Annotated in this window: 19 protein-coding genes; 11 read left to right on the top strand and 8 right to left on the bottom strand. The window is 59.6% G+C overall.

The annotated features are described in order from the left end of the window. Positions 1-23: 23 nt before the first annotated feature. The 3 genes from FHT70_RS08445 to FHT70_RS08455 form a co-directional block, all read right to left on the bottom strand. Positions 24-1,229 carry a multidrug effflux MFS transporter gene (locus FHT70_RS08445; protein ID WP_097599235.1) on the bottom strand — a complete coding sequence of 402 codons (1,206 nt, stop codon included), beginning with the start codon at positions 1,227-1,229 and terminating at the stop codon, positions 24-26. 137 nt (positions 1,230-1,366) lie between these two features. Further along, positions 1,367-1,702, bottom strand: a complete 336-nt coding sequence (grxD, locus tag FHT70_RS08450) for a Grx4 family monothiol glutaredoxin (protein WP_011425564.1) — start codon at positions 1,700-1,702, stop codon at positions 1,367-1,369. A gap of 168 nt (positions 1,703-1,870) precedes the next feature. Next, positions 1,871-2,095 (bottom strand): hypothetical protein, encoded by a 225-nt coding sequence (locus FHT70_RS08455; protein ID WP_097599236.1) that lies wholly within the window; start codon positions 2,093-2,095, stop codon positions 1,871-1,873. A gap of 162 nt (positions 2,096-2,257) precedes the next feature. Between FHT70_RS08455 and FHT70_RS08460 the strand changes: the two genes are divergently transcribed. Next, positions 2,258-3,448: a hypothetical protein gene (locus tag FHT70_RS08460; protein ID WP_183700259.1), complete on the top strand. Its 1,191-nt coding sequence runs from the start codon at positions 2,258-2,260 to the stop codon at positions 3,446-3,448. A 90-nt stretch (positions 3,449-3,538) separates the two neighbouring features. Here FHT70_RS08460 and FHT70_RS08465 read toward each other — a convergent pair whose 3' ends face one another. From FHT70_RS08465 to FHT70_RS08480, 4 genes are read right to left on the bottom strand one after another with little or no spacing between them, the layout of a single operon-like run. Next, positions 3,539-4,219 carry a transporter substrate-binding domain-containing protein gene (locus FHT70_RS08465; protein WP_097599238.1) on the bottom strand — a complete coding sequence of 227 codons (681 nt, stop codon included), beginning with the start codon at positions 4,217-4,219 and terminating at the stop codon, positions 3,539-3,541. A 12-nt stretch (positions 4,220-4,231) separates the two neighbouring features. Then, positions 4,232-4,996, bottom strand: a complete 765-nt coding sequence (hpaI, locus tag FHT70_RS08470) for a 4-hydroxy-2-oxoheptanedioate aldolase (protein WP_183700261.1) — start codon at positions 4,994-4,996, stop codon at positions 4,232-4,234. Between the two features lie 7 nt (positions 4,997-5,003). Next, on the bottom strand, positions 5,004-5,786 hold the full coding sequence (gene hpaH, locus FHT70_RS08475; RefSeq protein ID WP_183700264.1) for a 2-oxo-hept-4-ene-1,7-dioate hydratase: 783 nt from the start codon (positions 5,784-5,786) through the stop codon (positions 5,004-5,006). A 21-nt stretch (positions 5,787-5,807) separates the two neighbouring features. Beyond that, a complete protein-coding gene (locus FHT70_RS08480) occupies positions 5,808-6,701 on the bottom strand; it encodes an intradiol ring-cleavage dioxygenase (protein WP_097599241.1) in 894 nt (297 codons plus the stop codon). Positions 6,702-6,954: 253 nt separating this feature from the next. Here FHT70_RS08480 and FHT70_RS08485 point away from each other — a divergent pair, with 253 nt between their 5' ends. The 10 genes from FHT70_RS08485 to FHT70_RS08530 are packed head-to-tail and all read left to right on the top strand — an operon-like array spanning position 6,955 to position 14,320. Then, positions 6,955-7,689 (top strand): GntR family transcriptional regulator, encoded by a 735-nt coding sequence (locus FHT70_RS08485; RefSeq protein WP_183700266.1) that lies wholly within the window; start codon positions 6,955-6,957, stop codon positions 7,687-7,689. After that, positions 7,689-8,510, top strand: a complete 822-nt coding sequence (locus FHT70_RS08490) for a sugar phosphate isomerase/epimerase (RefSeq protein WP_183700268.1) — start codon at positions 7,689-7,691, stop codon at positions 8,508-8,510. Before FHT70_RS08485 ends, FHT70_RS08490 begins: the two co-directional genes overlap by 1 nt. A gap of 46 nt (positions 8,511-8,556) precedes the next feature. Then, on the top strand, positions 8,557-9,225 hold the full coding sequence (locus tag FHT70_RS08495; protein ID WP_183700270.1) for an amino acid ABC transporter permease: 669 nt from the start codon (positions 8,557-8,559) through the stop codon (positions 9,223-9,225). Positions 9,226-9,234: 9 nt separating this feature from the next. Further along, on the top strand, positions 9,235-9,885 hold the full coding sequence (locus tag FHT70_RS08500) for an amino acid ABC transporter permease (RefSeq protein ID WP_183700272.1): 651 nt from the start codon (positions 9,235-9,237) through the stop codon (positions 9,883-9,885). A gap of 44 nt (positions 9,886-9,929) precedes the next feature. Further along, positions 9,930-10,754, top strand: a complete 825-nt coding sequence (locus tag FHT70_RS08505) for a transporter substrate-binding domain-containing protein (RefSeq protein ID WP_183700274.1) — start codon at positions 9,930-9,932, stop codon at positions 10,752-10,754. A 7-nt stretch (positions 10,755-10,761) separates the two neighbouring features. Then, positions 10,762-11,535, top strand: coding sequence for an amino acid ABC transporter ATP-binding protein (locus FHT70_RS08510; protein WP_085778319.1), 774 nt, complete (start codon positions 10,762-10,764; stop codon positions 11,533-11,535). 18 nt (positions 11,536-11,553) lie between these two features. After that, entirely contained in the window at positions 11,554-12,414 is an 861-nt protein-coding gene (locus tag FHT70_RS08515; RefSeq protein ID WP_183700276.1) for a shikimate dehydrogenase, read from the top strand. Between the two features lie 15 nt (positions 12,415-12,429). Next, positions 12,430-12,798, top strand: a complete 369-nt coding sequence (locus FHT70_RS08520) for a 5-carboxymethyl-2-hydroxymuconate Delta-isomerase (RefSeq protein ID WP_097599248.1) — start codon at positions 12,430-12,432, stop codon at positions 12,796-12,798. Positions 12,799-12,829: 31 nt separating this feature from the next. Then, positions 12,830-13,279: a type II 3-dehydroquinate dehydratase gene (gene aroQ / locus FHT70_RS08525; protein ID WP_183700278.1), complete on the top strand. Its 450-nt coding sequence runs from the start codon at positions 12,830-12,832 to the stop codon at positions 13,277-13,279. A gap of 3 nt (positions 13,280-13,282) precedes the next feature. Next, entirely contained in the window at positions 13,283-14,320 is a 1,038-nt protein-coding gene (locus tag FHT70_RS08530; RefSeq protein WP_183700280.1) for a Gfo/Idh/MocA family oxidoreductase, read from the top strand. Positions 14,321-14,574: 254 nt separating this feature from the next. Here FHT70_RS08530 and FHT70_RS08535 read toward each other — a convergent pair whose 3' ends face one another. Beyond that, positions 14,575-14,808: a BolA family transcriptional regulator gene (locus FHT70_RS08535; protein WP_004676237.1), complete on the bottom strand. Its 234-nt coding sequence runs from the start codon at positions 14,806-14,808 to the stop codon at positions 14,575-14,577. Between the last annotated feature and the right edge of the window lie 3 nt (positions 14,809-14,811).

Genomic DNA, 14,811 nt, shown 5'->3' on the forward strand with positions numbered 1-14,811 from the left:
TGGATGCGGAAGGGACCGGCCGTTCAAACGGCCGGATTATGCTGATGGAAGAGCCGGCCCTTCTCGGCGATCAGCACGAAGATAAGGCCGATGATCGAGACGATGAAATAACCGGCGACCATCGGCAGCGCCGTGCCGTCGAAAGCCTGGCCGATGCCGGCGCCGATAAGGGCGCCGCCGACCGTGCTCATGAAGCCGAGAACGGAGGAAGCGGTGCCGGCGACGTGTCCCAGCGGCTCCATGGCCAGCGAATTGAAGTTCGAGCCGATCCAGCCGAACTGGAACATGGCAAGCCCGAAGAAGGAGATGAACAGTGCAAACGGCATCGGCTCGGAGCTTGCCATCTGGACGATCAGCCAGATGGTGTTGATGGCGATGAAGCCGAGGAGCGAGCCGTGTGACAGGCGGCGCATGCCGAGCTTGCCGACAAAACGGGAATTGAAGAAGGACGACAGCGACATGAAGATCGCCACGCCGGCAAAGGCGAACGGGAAATAAACGCCGAGGCCGTAGATGCCGACATAGATCTGCTGGGCGGAGTTGATGAAGCCGAACAGCGCACCGAAGATGAAGGTGCTGGCGATGGTATAGCAGAGCGCCACGCGGTTGGTCAGCACCAGCTTAAAGGCGCCGAAGATCGAGCGGGCGGTGAAGGGGCGGACATTCCGTGGATGCAAGGTTTCCGGCAGGCGGACATAGGCCCAGACGCCGATCGCCGTCGCCATTGTGGCGATGAAGAGGAAGATCAGGTGCCAGTTGCCGAAGAACATGACGACCTGGCCGGTGCCGGGCGCAATCACCGGCACGATCATGAAGACCATCATGATGAGCGACATGACCTCGGCCATCTGTCGGCCGCCATAGATGTCGCGGACGATGGAGATGGTGATGACGCGGGTGGCGGCCGAGCCGACGCCCTGGATGAAGCGCAGCACCAGCAGGCCTGCGAAGGAGGGAACGAAAACGATTCCGATGGCGGACGTGATATAGACTACGAGGCCGATCAGCAGCGGCGTGCGGCGGCCGAAGCGGTCGGAGAGCGGACCGTAGAAAAGCTGGGCGCAGCCGAAACCGAGCAGATAGGAGGAGACGACGAATTGCCGGTGATTCTCGCTTTCGACTCCGAGGCTCGCGCCGATCTGCTGCAGCGCCGGGAGCATGATGTCTATGGCAAGCGAGTTGATGGCCATCAGGAAGGCGGCAAGCGCGATGAACTCACGCTTGCCCATGGGCAGGCGGCCCGCGGACACGGCTTGTGATGAATCTGTCACAATGAAATTCCCATAAACAGGCCAAGGCGCTGCTCACCGCAGCGCCTCGGACTCGAGAAACAGATTTGGAAACCGGGCGGACGTCCGGTGACCGGTCAGGCGGCGCCGCGAACGGTGACGCCGTTTTCCTGGAGATGCTGCTGCAGTTCACCGGCCTGGAACATTTCTCGGACGATGTCGCAGCCGCCGATGAACTCGCCCTTTATGTAAAGCTGCGGAATCGTCGGCCAGTTGGAATAATCCTTGATGCCTTGGCGGATTTCCGAATCGGCGAGCACATTGATGCCCTTGTAGTCGACGCCGATGTAATCGAGAATCTGCACGACCTGGCCGGAGAACCCGCACTGCGGAAACTGCGGCGTGCCCTTCATGAAGAGGACGACGTCGTTGCTCTTGATTTCGTTGTCGATGAATTCGTGAATGCCGCTCATGGGATCTGATCCTTTCAACAGGCGAGTTAAAGGCCCGCCGTTTCAATCGTTTTCCTTAGATAGCATGTGACAACAGGAATTCCAGCCGCCGGATCCAAAAAAACCAATGTGGTGAGACCACTTCGGGATTGTTGCCGTCGCGTTAGGGCCGAAGTGTTGCCGCGTGTCTCAGACGCGACGCTGACGGCTGCGGCCGGCGGCGGTTCTGCGCTTGCTGATCTGCTTGCGGGCCGGCTTGCGCTTGGGCGCCTTGCGGGCAGCCGTCGTGGTCGCGGCAGGGCGCGCCTTGCGCCTCCTGCGCTTCGTCGTGACGCGGCCGGTGGTTTTCTTCAGAATTTCCTTCAGAACGCTATCGACGACGCCCGATATCAATTCTTTGACAAGGTCAGCCACAAAACCCCTCCATTCGCCGCGAAAACAACGTGGCTGCTATTGAATTCCAGAAGAGTTCGGTTAGCAAGGCGCCTTTGAGATCATGCCTGCTTTTTGGCGATATCAGTGACCGGCAGCCGGATCGCTGCAACAGACCGGTCTTTGGCCGGGCGGAACAGTGAAATGAAATTGATAAAGAAGCGGGTCGTCCTTCATTTCCCAGGCTTCGAGCCGCTCGACGGGCTTGCCCACAGGGCACGGTACGAACGCTCAGCCAGACAGAGTGCTGCCGTCTGGGGCTACTCGGTCGAAACCGGCGCGCCAGAGGCGGGAAGCGATCCTCTCTGCTTCGAGGTCACGACGGGCAGCGCAGAAGTGCGCGCACCGGCGCCTGCGGCCGAGACCAGTTCCGCCGGCTGGCGGACGAAGAGCCGGATCCACATGGTTGATCACGACATGCTCGTGCGCGGGCTGCGCAGCCGCAATACGCTGAGCCGGATCATTGCAGGCTTTCGAAGCTGCGCCGAGATCATGCTCGAAGGTGGCATGCGGGGATATTTCAGGCATGCGTGGCGTTTTGGCCTGTTCTTCCTCTTTCCATTCCTGCTGACGGCGCTGGCAATCGTGCTGACGCCAGAGATCGTTATCCTGCCCTATAGTCTCGGCTTCTCCGCCTGGCATGTGCTCTGGAGCGGGCCACTGGCGCTTTGCTTCTTCATCTTCGCCTTCCTGCCTTTTTCCGAGCGTTTCCATACGCTGCATCTTTTTGCAGATTGGGAAATGGCAGTGGCGCTCGGCCGTATGGATCGGGCCGACTTCAACGACTGGCTGGAAGAGCGGGCGACCGCGGTGCGCAAGGCGCTCGCCGAGGAGGCGGACGAGTACGTGATCTCCTCGCATAGCATGGGATCGAGCGTCGCCGCCCATGTGATCGGCATATTGCTTGAAAGGGAGCCGGAGATCTTCAAGGGCAGGCGCGTCGTGTTTGCCACACTCGGCAGCGCCATTCTGCAATGCGCCCTGCTGTCATCGGCAAGCCTGCTTCGCGCCCGCGTTGGCCTGATCGCCCGCTGTCCGGAGATCTTCTGGCTTGACGTGCAATGCCTGACGGATTCGATCAACTTCTACAAGGTGCCGGTTGTGGCCGTCTCCGGCCATGCAGATGCGCCGCCGGCAAAGATCCTTCTTATCCGCGTCAAGCAGATGCTGACGGGCGAACATTACCGGAAGATCCGCAAGGACCAGCTGCGGGTCCATCGGCAATATGTGCTAGGCCCAGATCTCAAGGCGTCCTTTGATTTCACCCTGATGACGTCAGGACCGATGCCGGCCTCTGTCTTTGCCTCTCCGGAACAGAATAAGCTGCCGGCTTGAAGGCTGGCCTCCAGCGCTGTTGGCTGGTTACGATATTGCCGATCTGATCCCTCCACAGCCAGCACGCGTCCAAGAGCCGAGGACGTTACTTTACGGCGCTCCAGCGCTTGCATTCAGACGGTGTACGAAATCCGCAAAGAAGGCTGAGGCATGAATGGCTCTTCGGTGGACGGCGATCGTCTGGGGAATTTCAGAGAACGCTCCCTCCACCAGCCGGAAGCCGGTAATTCGCTCCAAACTCTGAACGAGGAATTCGGTCAATCCTGCAGCCGCGTCGCACTGCGATCTGACAAGACGATCGATTGCAGCTGCCGGACTGTCAGTATGCGAGACAGTAGCTTTTTCAAGAATACGCTCGAGCTGCTTCGTATAGGCGGCGCTTTTTGCGGAGGCTATCCGCACTCCTTCAGCATCGACGTCTCCGACGGATCGGAACGCCGTGTCCTCCGGTACCAAATAGGTCGCTCTGACGGAAATGTAGGGAGGTGAAAAGGAGAACCGGTCGGCTCTCGAGGGATCCGAGGCAATAAAAGCAATGTCCCACTCGCCGCGATCGGAAGCGGTGAGGATGTCGGCGGCTGAGCCGTACTGGATCAGCGACAGGCCGCAATCCAGTTGCTCGGCAATCTTGTGACCGATCTGAGCGCTTGGGCCGACCAAGGCGCCGGCCTGATCGTCCCAACGGACCAACGCTGCATTCGACATGTTGACGGCGGCCCGGATTATGCCCGCCGGTGCTATCTCGGACAGAACTTTCTCGCGCGTCGACATCGGCGCGAACTCCTAAGATGCAAAGCGGGCTGCGAGCGCCTCCGATCCTCTTGCAAGGAGGGCGACGTCTACGCCAACGGCGGTGAACAACGTCCCGAGCGAAATGCAGCGGGCGGCGAAAGTCTCGTCCGGCGTGAGGATGCCTGCCGGCTTTCCGAGAATTTTCAGGCGTCCGATCGCATCTTCGATCGCCGCGACCACCTCGGGGTGTCCCGGTTGTCCAGGATGGCCAAAGCTGGCCGCCAGATCGGCGGGACCGATGAAGACACCGTCGACGCCTTCGACCGCTGCGATCGCCTCCAGCCGACCGAGTGCCTCTCGGGTCTCGACCTGCAGAAGCAGGCAGATCTCCTGTTCGGCAACCCGCGCGTAGTTCGGCACGCGCCCGAAGCGGGTGGCGCGCGTCAAGGCGGAGACCCCGCGAATCCCGTGCGGCGGATACCGTATGGCGGCGACCGCTGCCTTCGCCTCCTCCTCGTTCTGCACATAGGGAATGAGGAGCGTCTGGACGCCGATGTCCAGAAAGCGCTTGATCAGCACGGGATCGTTGAATGCCGGGCGTACGACTGGGGAAACGTCGTAAGGCGCGACCGCCTGCAATTGCGGCAGGACGGTAAGGACGTCGCTTGGAGAGTGCTCGGTATCGAACAGCACCCAGTCGAAGCCCGACGGCGCGACGATTTCTGCCGCGTAGCTTCCGGGAAGGCCGCACCAGAGACCGATCTGGCTCTGACCGGCTCTCAATTTTCGTTTGAAGTGATTGATAGGAAGTTCCATCGGCGCCTCACACGAACGAGACGCCGATCGAGCCGACCGGACCATAGTCGGCTTGGATGACATCGCCCTTGGCTATGTCCACCGGGCGAGTAAACGAGCCTGCAAGAACGATCTGGCCCTTCTTCAACCCGGCTCCGACGGCATGAAGCTTGTTCACAAGCCAGGCGACACCCGCGGCCGGATGCCCCATGATAGCTGCTGAAACACCCGATTCCTCGATGATGCCGTTTTTTGAAAGGGTCGCGCCAACCCAGCGGATGTCAATATCCATTGGCCGGATGATACGACCACCAACGACGATCGCTCCAAAAGCAGCGTTGTCGGCGATCGTATCGGTGATCGCTCTGGGTACCTCGGTTCGGTAATCGATGATCTCAAGCGCAGGGACGACAAACTCCGTTGCGCGCATGACATCATAGATCCGAGTGCCCGGTCCCTCGAGATCCTCACCCATTACGAAAGCGAGTTCGACTTCGAGGCGAGGCTTGATAAAGAGCTCCGCTCTGATCTGCGCTCCGTCGTTAAAAAGGGCGTCGTCGAGAATGACGCCGTAGTCGGGCTCCGTCATTTTCGAGGCCATCTGCATCGCCCGCGATGTCAGTCCGATCTTATGACCCGCGATTCGCGCCCCCTTTGCAACCCGGGCCTGCGCCCAGAGTGCTTGAATCTCGTAAGCGTCTTCAAGTTCCAAATTCGGATATGTCCTGCTCGGCTGGACGATCGGCTTGCGTTCGGTTTCTGCCTTCAGCAGTGCGTCGGCTGCCGCCTGGCGTTCCTTTTCGGTAATCATGATGTGGCTCTGCTGGTTTCTTTATTTGATCGGGGGACGCGGCAGGATGGCCTCGCCCGGCTCCATGACGTAGGTGTAGTCGAGCGAGAACCAGGGCCCACTGACGTCCGTATCGGATGGGTGCGGCTCGTCATGACGGACAAAGTCGCCTGTCAAAGCCGCGGTGACGCCGAACTGCACATCGGAATCAATGTTCGGATCGCTCGGGTCGAAGACCTGGGAGATGAGGGTTTTGTATCCCTCTTTGAAGATCAGGGCATGCAGATGCGCAGGTCGGTAAGGGTGGCGGCCTTGCGCTTGGAGAAGCCGACCTACGACCCCGTCGACAGGGATGGGATAGCCCACCATCTTGACCGTTCTGAACCAGAATCGACCCTCGTCGTCCGTAGTGAACTTGCCGCGCAGGTTCATTTCCGCCTGATCAGGATCCTGGTTCTCGTAAAGGCCGACAGGCGAGGCGTGCCATACGTCGATCTCCGCGCCCTGGATGGGCTTGCCTCCTCGATCAACCACCTTCGCGTGGACGAAAAGGGGTGTTCCGGGCGTTTCCGAGCGGATGATGGTTCCGCCGTTCTCGACCCGCGGTGAGTTGAGCCGCCAGAAGGGCCCGAGCAGCGACTGTGACGTCTCGGTCTGCCCGTTGTCGCCGTTGTTGAGCAGGCACACGAGCGCCGAGACGCCAAGCGATCCGGCCATGAGCACGAACTCATTGTGGCTGTCGGTCTGCAGTTGCCCAATTTCGTTGAGGATGGCGGTCGCTTCGCGAAACTCGACTTCCGACAGTCTGACCTCCCGCACGAATGCGTGGAGGTGCTTCACCATTGCAACAAGTATCTCCCGGAGCCGTGGATCCGCGGTGCGGTTCATCACGGCGAGGACGGCAGGCGTCAACTCGCTTTCGGTTCTAATTACCATAAGGCTACCTCCCAATGAGGTTCGACTATCAGAATAATCGATTATTTGTCAACCGGCGACCAAGCGCTCAATGCTGTTGGCAGAGGAGCAGCCGTGGTTTTTGTTAGTTAAGTGATTGGAATTGCGTTTTTAATTGCCTTTACCGGAGCGTAGACGCGGGGCATCTAGTGGTTTCTGACGTATTCAAGTTGACATCAATAATCGTTTATCATATCGATTATCGAAACTTTGGCAGGTTGCTTTGGGAGGAAGGATGAACTCGGCCGACGACAGCTCTCTTGCGCCGTTGACAGAAGACGCGCCGTCAGCCGGCTTCCTCGACGATGGCAAGAACACCATCGGCAGCCAGCTCGCATCGCGCCTTCGGGAGGCGATCATCTCCGGGGAACTGGAAGCGGGCAGCAAGATCAATCTCGACAAGGCGCGGAAGACTTTCAATGTCAGTCTGAGCCCGTTGCGGGAGGGCTTGGCCAGGCTCATTTCAGACGGTCTGGTCGAGTTTCAGGACAACAGAGGCTATCGCGTCGCGCCGATCTCCCTGGCCAATCTCGAAGAGGTCACCAGCCTACGCGAGGAACTCGAAGTGTTCGCGCTGCGTGAATCCATGCGTCTCGGAGACGTCGATTGGGAGGGCAACGTCATGCGTGCACTTCACCGTCTCAACCGCACGGAGCGCGACGCCGCGCATCCAGAAACGCTGGAGCACTGGGAAGCGCTTCACCGCGAGTTCCACCTGACACTGATCTCGGGCTGCGGGAAACCTCTGCTACTTCATTTCTGCAGTCTTCTGCTCAATCTCAACGACCGATATCGCCGCGTCTTCCTGATTCGTACGTCGGGCGATCGCAACGTCGGGCAGGAACATAGCGAGATTGCCCAGGGCGCAGTCGCGCGTGATGTCGACTATGCCTGCGACAAGCTCCGCCAGCACATTCATCGCACCGGCACCAATCTGCGCAACCATCTCGCGACGAAGGGAATCGTGTGATGGCTGCCGTAACATCGAAATCGGCGCCCATAATTGGCGTCGCTCACTTCTCATCGATACTGCTGCCTCCTGTGGAGTTTGCGAAGGCCGCTGCACGCGCGGGATTCTCCAGGATCGGGCTCAGGCTGCATCCGGCGTTCCCTGGTGCGCCCTATTACGAGCTGCCTGTCGGAGGTTCGGTTGCGGGCGAGCTGAAATCCGTTCTTGCCGGTGAGGGCGTCGAGGTTTTCGATATCGAGTTCTTCGTAATCGACCCCGCTTTCGACGCGTCGTCGTTGGAGGCCACAGTCGCCGCGGCTGCGGACATTGGAGCACGCCGGCTCAGTGTCTGCGGAGACGATCCTGATCAATCCAGATTGGTCTCGAACTTCGCGGATCTCTGCCGCCTTTCGGACCGCTACGGCTTGGCTGTCGATGTCGAGAACATGGGTTGGCGGGTGACTAGAACCTTCCGGGACAGCGTCAGTCTTGTGAAGGCGAGTGATGCCCGCAATGCCGGCGCCCTTGTCGACGGAGTACATTTCTTCAGGAATGGCGGCACGCTCGCCTCGCTCCGGACCGAGATGCGCTGGGTAAGGCACGTTCAGTTGTGCGATGTCGCTGGACCGGCGCCGGTGACGCCAGAGGAGATGATCGCTGAAGCTAGAGGCGGGCGGTTCGCGCCGGGAGAGGGCGAACTACCGTTGAAGGAACTCGTCGCAGCGATCGGCAGCTCGGCGGCGATCTCAGTGGAAGTCCCACTCGCAGGGTCTGCCTCGCCTGAGACGCATTTGAAGCATCTGTACGACAAGGCCGAGGGATTATTCGGGCCGGATCGCTGATCCGGCGCCGGCGGGGCGCGAGCCGCGTCGGAGGGAGGAAGTTAACATGGGTTATACATTCGATTTTGGTGCGGTCTTCGACCGCGCCCCGGAATTGTTTTGGGGTTCGCTTGGGACGCTCGGTCTTGCCGTTGCCGGAATGATCCTTGCGCTCGCGATCGGTATCCTCGGCGTCGCTGCAAGAACATCCAGGAACAAGCTCGTTCGATCTCCGGTGATTGCCTTCGTCGAGATTGTCCGAAACACACCATTCCTGGTGCAGATTTTCTTCATCTACTTCGCCCTTCCACTCATGGGCATCCGATTGAACCCCACCGCTACCGCTGTCATCGCGCTGGGGATCAATGGCGGCGCTTATGCGATCGAGATCATTCGAGGCGGCGTGGAAAGCGTGAACAAGGGCCAGGTCGAGGCAGGTTTCGCTTTGGGTTTGCATAAGGCCGATGTGTTCCGGCTGATCGTTCTGAAGCCGGCTCTGCGGGCGATCTATCCGTCCCTGACCAGCCAGTTCGTGATGCTGACCTTGACGACCTCGGTCTGCACTTCGATCGCCGCCTACGAGTTGACCTCGGCGGCCCAACGGATCGAATCCGACACTTTTCGAAGCTTCGAGGTCTATTTTAGCGTGACCGCAATCTACCTGGTCATCTCGAGCCTGATGATGGGCATCTTCGCCATTATCTCCCGTTCCTACTTCAACTACCCGACCCGATAGGAGGCGTTCATGGGTCCCATCGGCGAAAACGAGCTGTTCTTCCTCTTACAGGGTCTGAAGTGGACCGTGCTGCTGGCCATCATCGGCTTTGTCGGCGGAGGCATATTCGGAATCCTGATCGCTCTGGTGCGCACGTCGCAGAACCGTGTCGCACGTTTCGTATCGTCGGGCTACATCGCGCTCTTCCAGGGCACGCCGCTGCTGATGCAGCTCTTCGTCGTCTACTACGGCGTCGCGCTATTGGGCGTGGACGTCAATGCATGGATCGCTGTGGCCATCGCGTTCACGCTCCATGCAAGCGCCTTCCTGGGCGAGATCTGGCGCGGCTCGATCGAAGCCGTTCCGAAGGGCCAGACCGAAGCCGCGAACGCACTCGGGCTGCATTACATCTCCCGAATGAAGGACGTTGTCCTCCCACAAGCGCTGAAGATTTCGATGCCCGCAACCATCGGATTTCTCGTTCAGCTCATCAAGGGCACATCGCTTGCAGCAATCGTCGGCTTCATCGAGCTGACCCGTGCCGGACAGATCATTTCGAACCAGACCTACCGCCCACTGCTCGTCTTCGGGATCGTCGGAATGATCTACTTCATCATTTGTTGGCCTCTCTCCCACATCGGGAGCGGCCTCGAAAAACGGATGGCGAAAGCCGCCCGCTAACCTTGCTTCGCCCGAAGCAAAGACCACAGAGGAGGAGAATGGAAATGCATAACAATCGCAGACAATTTCTTGGAATGGCCCTGGCTACGGCCGCCTTCGTCACGGTGGGCGCCGCAGCGGCTTCCGCGGCGACGGTCGAGGAGATCAAGGCCAAGGGCACGATCGTCGTCGGCATTCAGGGCGATAATGCGCCATGGGGCTTCGTCAACACGAGCGGCAAGCAGGACGGGTTCGATGCCGATGTCGCGACACTCTTCGCTAGGGAACTCGGAGTTAAGGTCCAGTTCCAGCCGCTCGCCGTCGCCAATCGCATTCCGGCCCTGACCACTGGCAAGGTCGATATCCTGTTCGCCACGATGGCGATGACGGAAGAGCGCGCCAAATCAATCCAGTACAGCAAGCCATACGCGGCGAACACGATCTCGCTCTATGCGGCAAAGGCCGATACCGCGAAAACGCCTGCCGATGTTGCCGGCTGGGAAATCGGCGTGCCGAAGTCCAGCTCTCAGGACAAGGCCATTACCGACGCTGTGGGATCGACGGCGACCGTCCGCCGCTTCGACGACGACGCCTCGACCATTCAGGCGCTGGTCTCCGGACAGGTCAAGGCCGTCGGAGGCAACATGTTCTACGGACAGCGGCTCGATGCCGCCAGCCCCGGCACCTACGAGCGCAAGATCGACTTCCTGACGACTTACAATGGCGTCGGAACGCGACTGGGCGAGAGGGACTGGAACGAGGCCGTCAATGCCTTCCTCGACAAGATCAAGGGGAATGGCGAACTTACAGCCATCACCAAGAAGTGGATGAACATCGATCTGCCGAAGTTCCCGGAATCCATCCCCAACATCCCGTTCACCGTCAAGTAAAGCATACATGGAGGGCGCCGTGCTCAGTTCCGCTAATGATCAGTCGACATTGATATCCCTTGAAAAGGTTCAGAAATGGTACGGCTCCTTCCATGCGTTGAAAAATATCAGCCTGTCGGTCCGCAAAGGCGAGAAGATCGTCCTTTGCGGGCCTTCGGGTTCCGGCAAGTCGACGTTAATCCGCTGCATCAACGCTCTCGAGTTGATCCAGGAAGGCAGGATCGTCGTCGACGGACAATCGCTCGACGGCACGAGCAAGGCGGTTGACGCCATTCGGCGCGAAGTCGGGATGGTGTTCCAGAACTTCAATTTGTTCCCCCACATGACCGTTCTGCAGAACTGCGCGCTTGCGCCCATGAGGGTCCGCGGAACCAGCCGGGCTGACGCCGAGAGGCTGGCGAGAAAATACCTGGAACGGGTTCGAATCCTTGATCAGGCGGAGAAGTATCCCGCGCAGCTCAGCGGTGGCCAGCAGCAGCGTGTCGCTATTGCCAGGGCGCTTTGCATGGAGCCCAAGGCGATGCTGTTCGACGAACCCACATCGGCGCTCGATCCGGAAATGGTCAAGGAAGTGCTGGACACGATGATCGGCCTCGCACGCGACGGCATGACCATGATCTGCGTGACCCATGAAATGGGTTTTGCCCGTCAAGTTGCAGACAGGGTCATCTTCATGGCTTCCGGCGAGATCATAGAGGAGGCCGAGCCCGAGGTCTTCTTCAAGTCTCCGACGCATGAGCGCACCAAGGCTTTCCTTGGCGAGATCCTCGCACATCACTGAGCCGATTGGGTTATCCAAATGAACAATAACACATTCCTCGTCGGTCTCATCGGGGCCGACATCCAGATGTCGAAGTCCCCCGCGCTCCATGAAACCGAGGCGCGGCACCTGAAGCTGGATTACCATTACGAGCTCGTCGACCTCTCAGAGCGCAGTTTACCCGCTTCTGCGCTGCCTGAATTGCTCGTAGAACTCGAAGACCGCGGCTTCGCAGGAAGCAACATCACGCACCCGTGCAAGCAGACGGTCATCGCTCATCTTACGAGCCTGTCCGAGGACGCCGAGATGCTCGGAGCGGTCAACACAGTCGTGCTTCGGGACGGAAAGAGGATCGGGCACAATACGGACTGGTATGGCTTCTATAAGAATTTCGAGCGGGGCATGCCCGGTGTCGCCAAAACGCATGCCGTCCTGCTCGGCGCAGGCGGGGCAGGAGTCGCCGTCGCGCACGCGGCCATCAAGCTCGGTATCGAGATGCTCTCGATCTTCGACCAGGACACAAATCGCGCCGCCGCGCTTGCCGATCAGCTCAACCGGCGCTTTTCAAGAACCTGCGCGCAGCCGATCAGAGACGTCGGCGCGGCGCTCGATTCTGCGGATGGGCTGATCCACGCTACCCCGACGGGCATGCGAAGTCATCCCGGTCTCCCGATCGATCCGGAATGGCTTCATCCACATCACTGGGTCGCCGATATCGTCTACATGCCGCTCGTGACCGAACTTCTGGCCCTGGCGGAAAAGAAGGGGTGCAGGACCTTGCCGGGCGGCGGCATGACCGTGTTCCAGGCCGCGGCGGCCTTTGAACTGTTCACGGGCGTAAAACCGGATGCGGAACGCATGTCGCGCCACTTCGAAGAATTGTGTCGAGCTCCAGCCTGACCGGGAGGACATGTCTTGCCGCACATCATTATCGACTATAGCCAGGGTGCTGCCGAACGGGTGGCGATCGATGAATTGACCAGAGCGGTCCACCACCGGGTGCGCGACGGGGGCCTGGTGAGGCCCACGGCCGTGCGGACCTTCGCCAGGGAGGCGACCTTCTCCTGCGTCGGTGACGAGCATCCGGAAAATCACTTCATCCAGATAATCGTGCGCATGGCCCCTGGCCGGCCGGCAGAAACGAAGCGGGAGTTGTTGAAGGCGGTCCTCGAAGCTGCGCGCGATGTCGCAGCCCCCGCGCTGCAAGCAGGGCGTCTGGGGCTGCGGGCCGATCTTTACGAGTCCGATCCGAATTTCGCATTCCAGGAAATAGCGTTCGCCTAAGCTTGGCAACGCCCTCACAAGGAGAATTACAATGAGCCTGATCTACGTTCTGAATGGCCCAAATCTCAATTTGCTCGGCAAGCGTCAGCCTCACATCTATGGTCACGAGACGCTGGCCGATGTCGAGGCAGACTGCCGGAAAGTGGCCTCAGAACTCGGCCACGAGATCCGTTTCCACCAGAGCAACCGTGAATATGAAATCATCGACTGGATTCACGAAGCGCGCGAAGACGGAGCCGGTATCGTCATCAATCCGGCCGCATTCACGCACACGTCGCTTGCGATCCTCGATGCCTTGAACACGTTCGAAGGTCCCGTCATCGAGATCCATATCTCCAACATGTATAAGCGCGAAAGCTTCCGTCATCATTCCTTCGTTTCCCACCGCGCCGACGGCATCATCACCGGTCTGGGTACGGAGGGCTATCCGCTCGGAATCCGCCGCGTTGCGACGATGCTCACGGCACCCAAGAAGGACTGACAAATGGCTCCTCCGGTCAAACTGGCGGTCCTCGGCGCGGGGCTTATCGGGAAGCGCCACATCAAACACGTGCTGGACGAACCGATGGCGGAGCTTGTCGCTATCGTCGACCCGAGCCCGGTTGGAGAGGCGATCGCCAGCGAGGTTGGCGTCAAATGGTTTTCGACCTTTGCTGAGATGGTCGCCGCAGCGCGTCCTGACGGCGTTATCATCGCGACGCCCAACCAGATCCATGTCAGAAACGGTTTTGAGGCCCTCGAGGCCGGCATCCCGGCATTGATCGAGAAGCCCATCGTCGACGATATTGCTGCTGGCGAGAGGCTCGTTGAGATGGCCGAGGCCAAAGGCGTTCCGCTGCTGACCGGACATCATCGCCGACATAATCCGATGATGCAAAAAGCTAAACAGATCATCGAAAGCGGAAAGCTCGGACGAATACTGGTCGTGAATGCCATGTTCTGGCTATTCAAACCGGAGGAATACTTCGACACTTCCTGGCGGCGCGAACGCGGCGCGGGACCAGTCTTTCTCAATCTGATCCACGACATCGACAACCTTCGCTACTTATTCGGGGATGTCACGGCGGTCCAGGCGCTCGAATCCAACGCAGTTCGCGCAAACGCCGTTGAGGAGACCGCGGTGATCCTCATCGAGTTCAAGAACGGAATTCTCGGGACTGCTTCCGTTTCGGATTCCGTCGTCGCGCCATGGAGTTGGGAGATGACGACCGGCGAAAACCCCGCTTACCCTAAAACCGAGGAGGCTTGCTACATGATCGGCGGCACCCACGGGTCGCTGTCGGTGCCGTCGCTCAACATGTGGAGCAATCCGGGCAAAAGGAGCTGGATGGAACCGTTCGAATGTCATCGCGCCGAAATCGAGAACGAGGATCCGCTAGTCCTTCAGATACGCCAGCTTTGCAGGGTCATCAGAGGGGAAGAAGCGCCGCTGGTCAGCGGACGTGAGGGACTAGAAACCTTAAAAGTTATCGACGCCGTGAAGCGATCCGCCGCGGCGGGCAAGCGTATCAGCCTGACCTAAATCGTTCGCGCCAGGTTACGGCGGTCGGGGAGCATTAGTCATTTCACCGAGCTGAAGCGCGGTGGCGGCATTCCTGGGATGTCCCTTGGGTCAAGCCCGAGGGCAGGAATAGGGAGGTTGAAGCACGGCGCATGCGAGGCCGGAGACCGTTGTCATGCAGAAACCGCTTTGCAGAGAACTAAAGACCCGGAAGGAAAGAATCCTTCCACCCGGGCCTCTTTATTTCAAAGCTTCGACCGGCCGAAGCCGGCATGTCAATCCGGTGCGGAGGTCTGCAAAGCGAGGGCGTGCAATACGCCCCCCATGTTTCCCTTCAGCGCCTCGTAGACCATCTGGTGCTGCTGTACGCGGCTCTTGCCGCGGAAGGCTTCGGCGACGACTTCGGCGGCGTAGTGATCGCCGTCGCCCGCCAGATCGCGGATCGTCACCTTGGCACCGGGAATCCCAGCCTTGATCATGTCTTCAATATCGCCGGGTTTCATGGCCATGAT

Origin of the sequence: Rhizobium sp. BK049 (assembly GCF_014193135.1) — a bacterium.
GTDB lineage: Bacteria > Pseudomonadota > Alphaproteobacteria > Rhizobiales > Rhizobiaceae > Rhizobium.

Excerpts from the sequence above, each read along its gene's own strand:
- FHT70_RS08445 (WP_097599235.1), bottom strand. The coding sequence starts at position 1,229 with ATGGGCAAGCGTGAGTTCATCGCGCTTGCCGCCTTCCTGATGGCCATC.
- grxD (WP_011425564.1), bottom strand. The coding sequence starts at position 1,702 with ATGAGCGGCATTCACGAATTCATCGACAACGAAATCAAGAGCAACGAC.
- FHT70_RS08460 (WP_183700259.1), top strand. The coding sequence starts at position 2,258 with ATGAAATTGATAAAGAAGCGGGTCGTCCTTCATTTCCCAGGCTTCGAG.
- FHT70_RS08465 (WP_097599238.1), bottom strand. The coding sequence starts at position 4,219 with ATGTCGACGCGCGAGAAAGTTCTGTCCGAGATAGCACCGGCGGGCATA.
- hpaI (WP_183700261.1), bottom strand. The coding sequence starts at position 4,996 with ATGGAACTTCCTATCAATCACTTCAAACGAAAATTGAGAGCCGGTCAG.
- hpaH (WP_183700264.1), bottom strand. The coding sequence starts at position 5,786 with ATGATTACCGAAAAGGAACGCCAGGCGGCAGCCGACGCACTGCTGAAG.
- FHT70_RS08480 (WP_097599241.1), bottom strand. The coding sequence starts at position 6,701 with ATGGTAATTAGAACCGAAAGCGAGTTGACGCCTGCCGTCCTCGCCGTG.
- FHT70_RS08485 (WP_183700266.1), top strand. The coding sequence starts at position 6,955 with ATGAACTCGGCCGACGACAGCTCTCTTGCGCCGTTGACAGAAGACGCG.
- FHT70_RS08490 (WP_183700268.1), top strand. The coding sequence starts at position 7,689 with ATGGCTGCCGTAACATCGAAATCGGCGCCCATAATTGGCGTCGCTCAC.
- FHT70_RS08495 (WP_183700270.1), top strand. The coding sequence starts at position 8,557 with ATGGGTTATACATTCGATTTTGGTGCGGTCTTCGACCGCGCCCCGGAA.
- FHT70_RS08500 (WP_183700272.1), top strand. The coding sequence starts at position 9,235 with ATGGGTCCCATCGGCGAAAACGAGCTGTTCTTCCTCTTACAGGGTCTG.
- FHT70_RS08505 (WP_183700274.1), top strand. The coding sequence starts at position 9,930 with ATGCATAACAATCGCAGACAATTTCTTGGAATGGCCCTGGCTACGGCC.
- FHT70_RS08510 (WP_085778319.1), top strand. The coding sequence starts at position 10,762 with ATGGAGGGCGCCGTGCTCAGTTCCGCTAATGATCAGTCGACATTGATA.
- FHT70_RS08515 (WP_183700276.1), top strand. The coding sequence starts at position 11,554 with ATGAACAATAACACATTCCTCGTCGGTCTCATCGGGGCCGACATCCAG.
- aroQ (WP_183700278.1), top strand. The coding sequence starts at position 12,830 with ATGAGCCTGATCTACGTTCTGAATGGCCCAAATCTCAATTTGCTCGGC.
- FHT70_RS08530 (WP_183700280.1), top strand. The coding sequence starts at position 13,283 with ATGGCTCCTCCGGTCAAACTGGCGGTCCTCGGCGCGGGGCTTATCGGG.
- FHT70_RS08535 (WP_004676237.1), bottom strand. The coding sequence starts at position 14,808 with ATGGCCATGAAACCCGGCGATATTGAAGACATGATCAAGGCTGGGATT.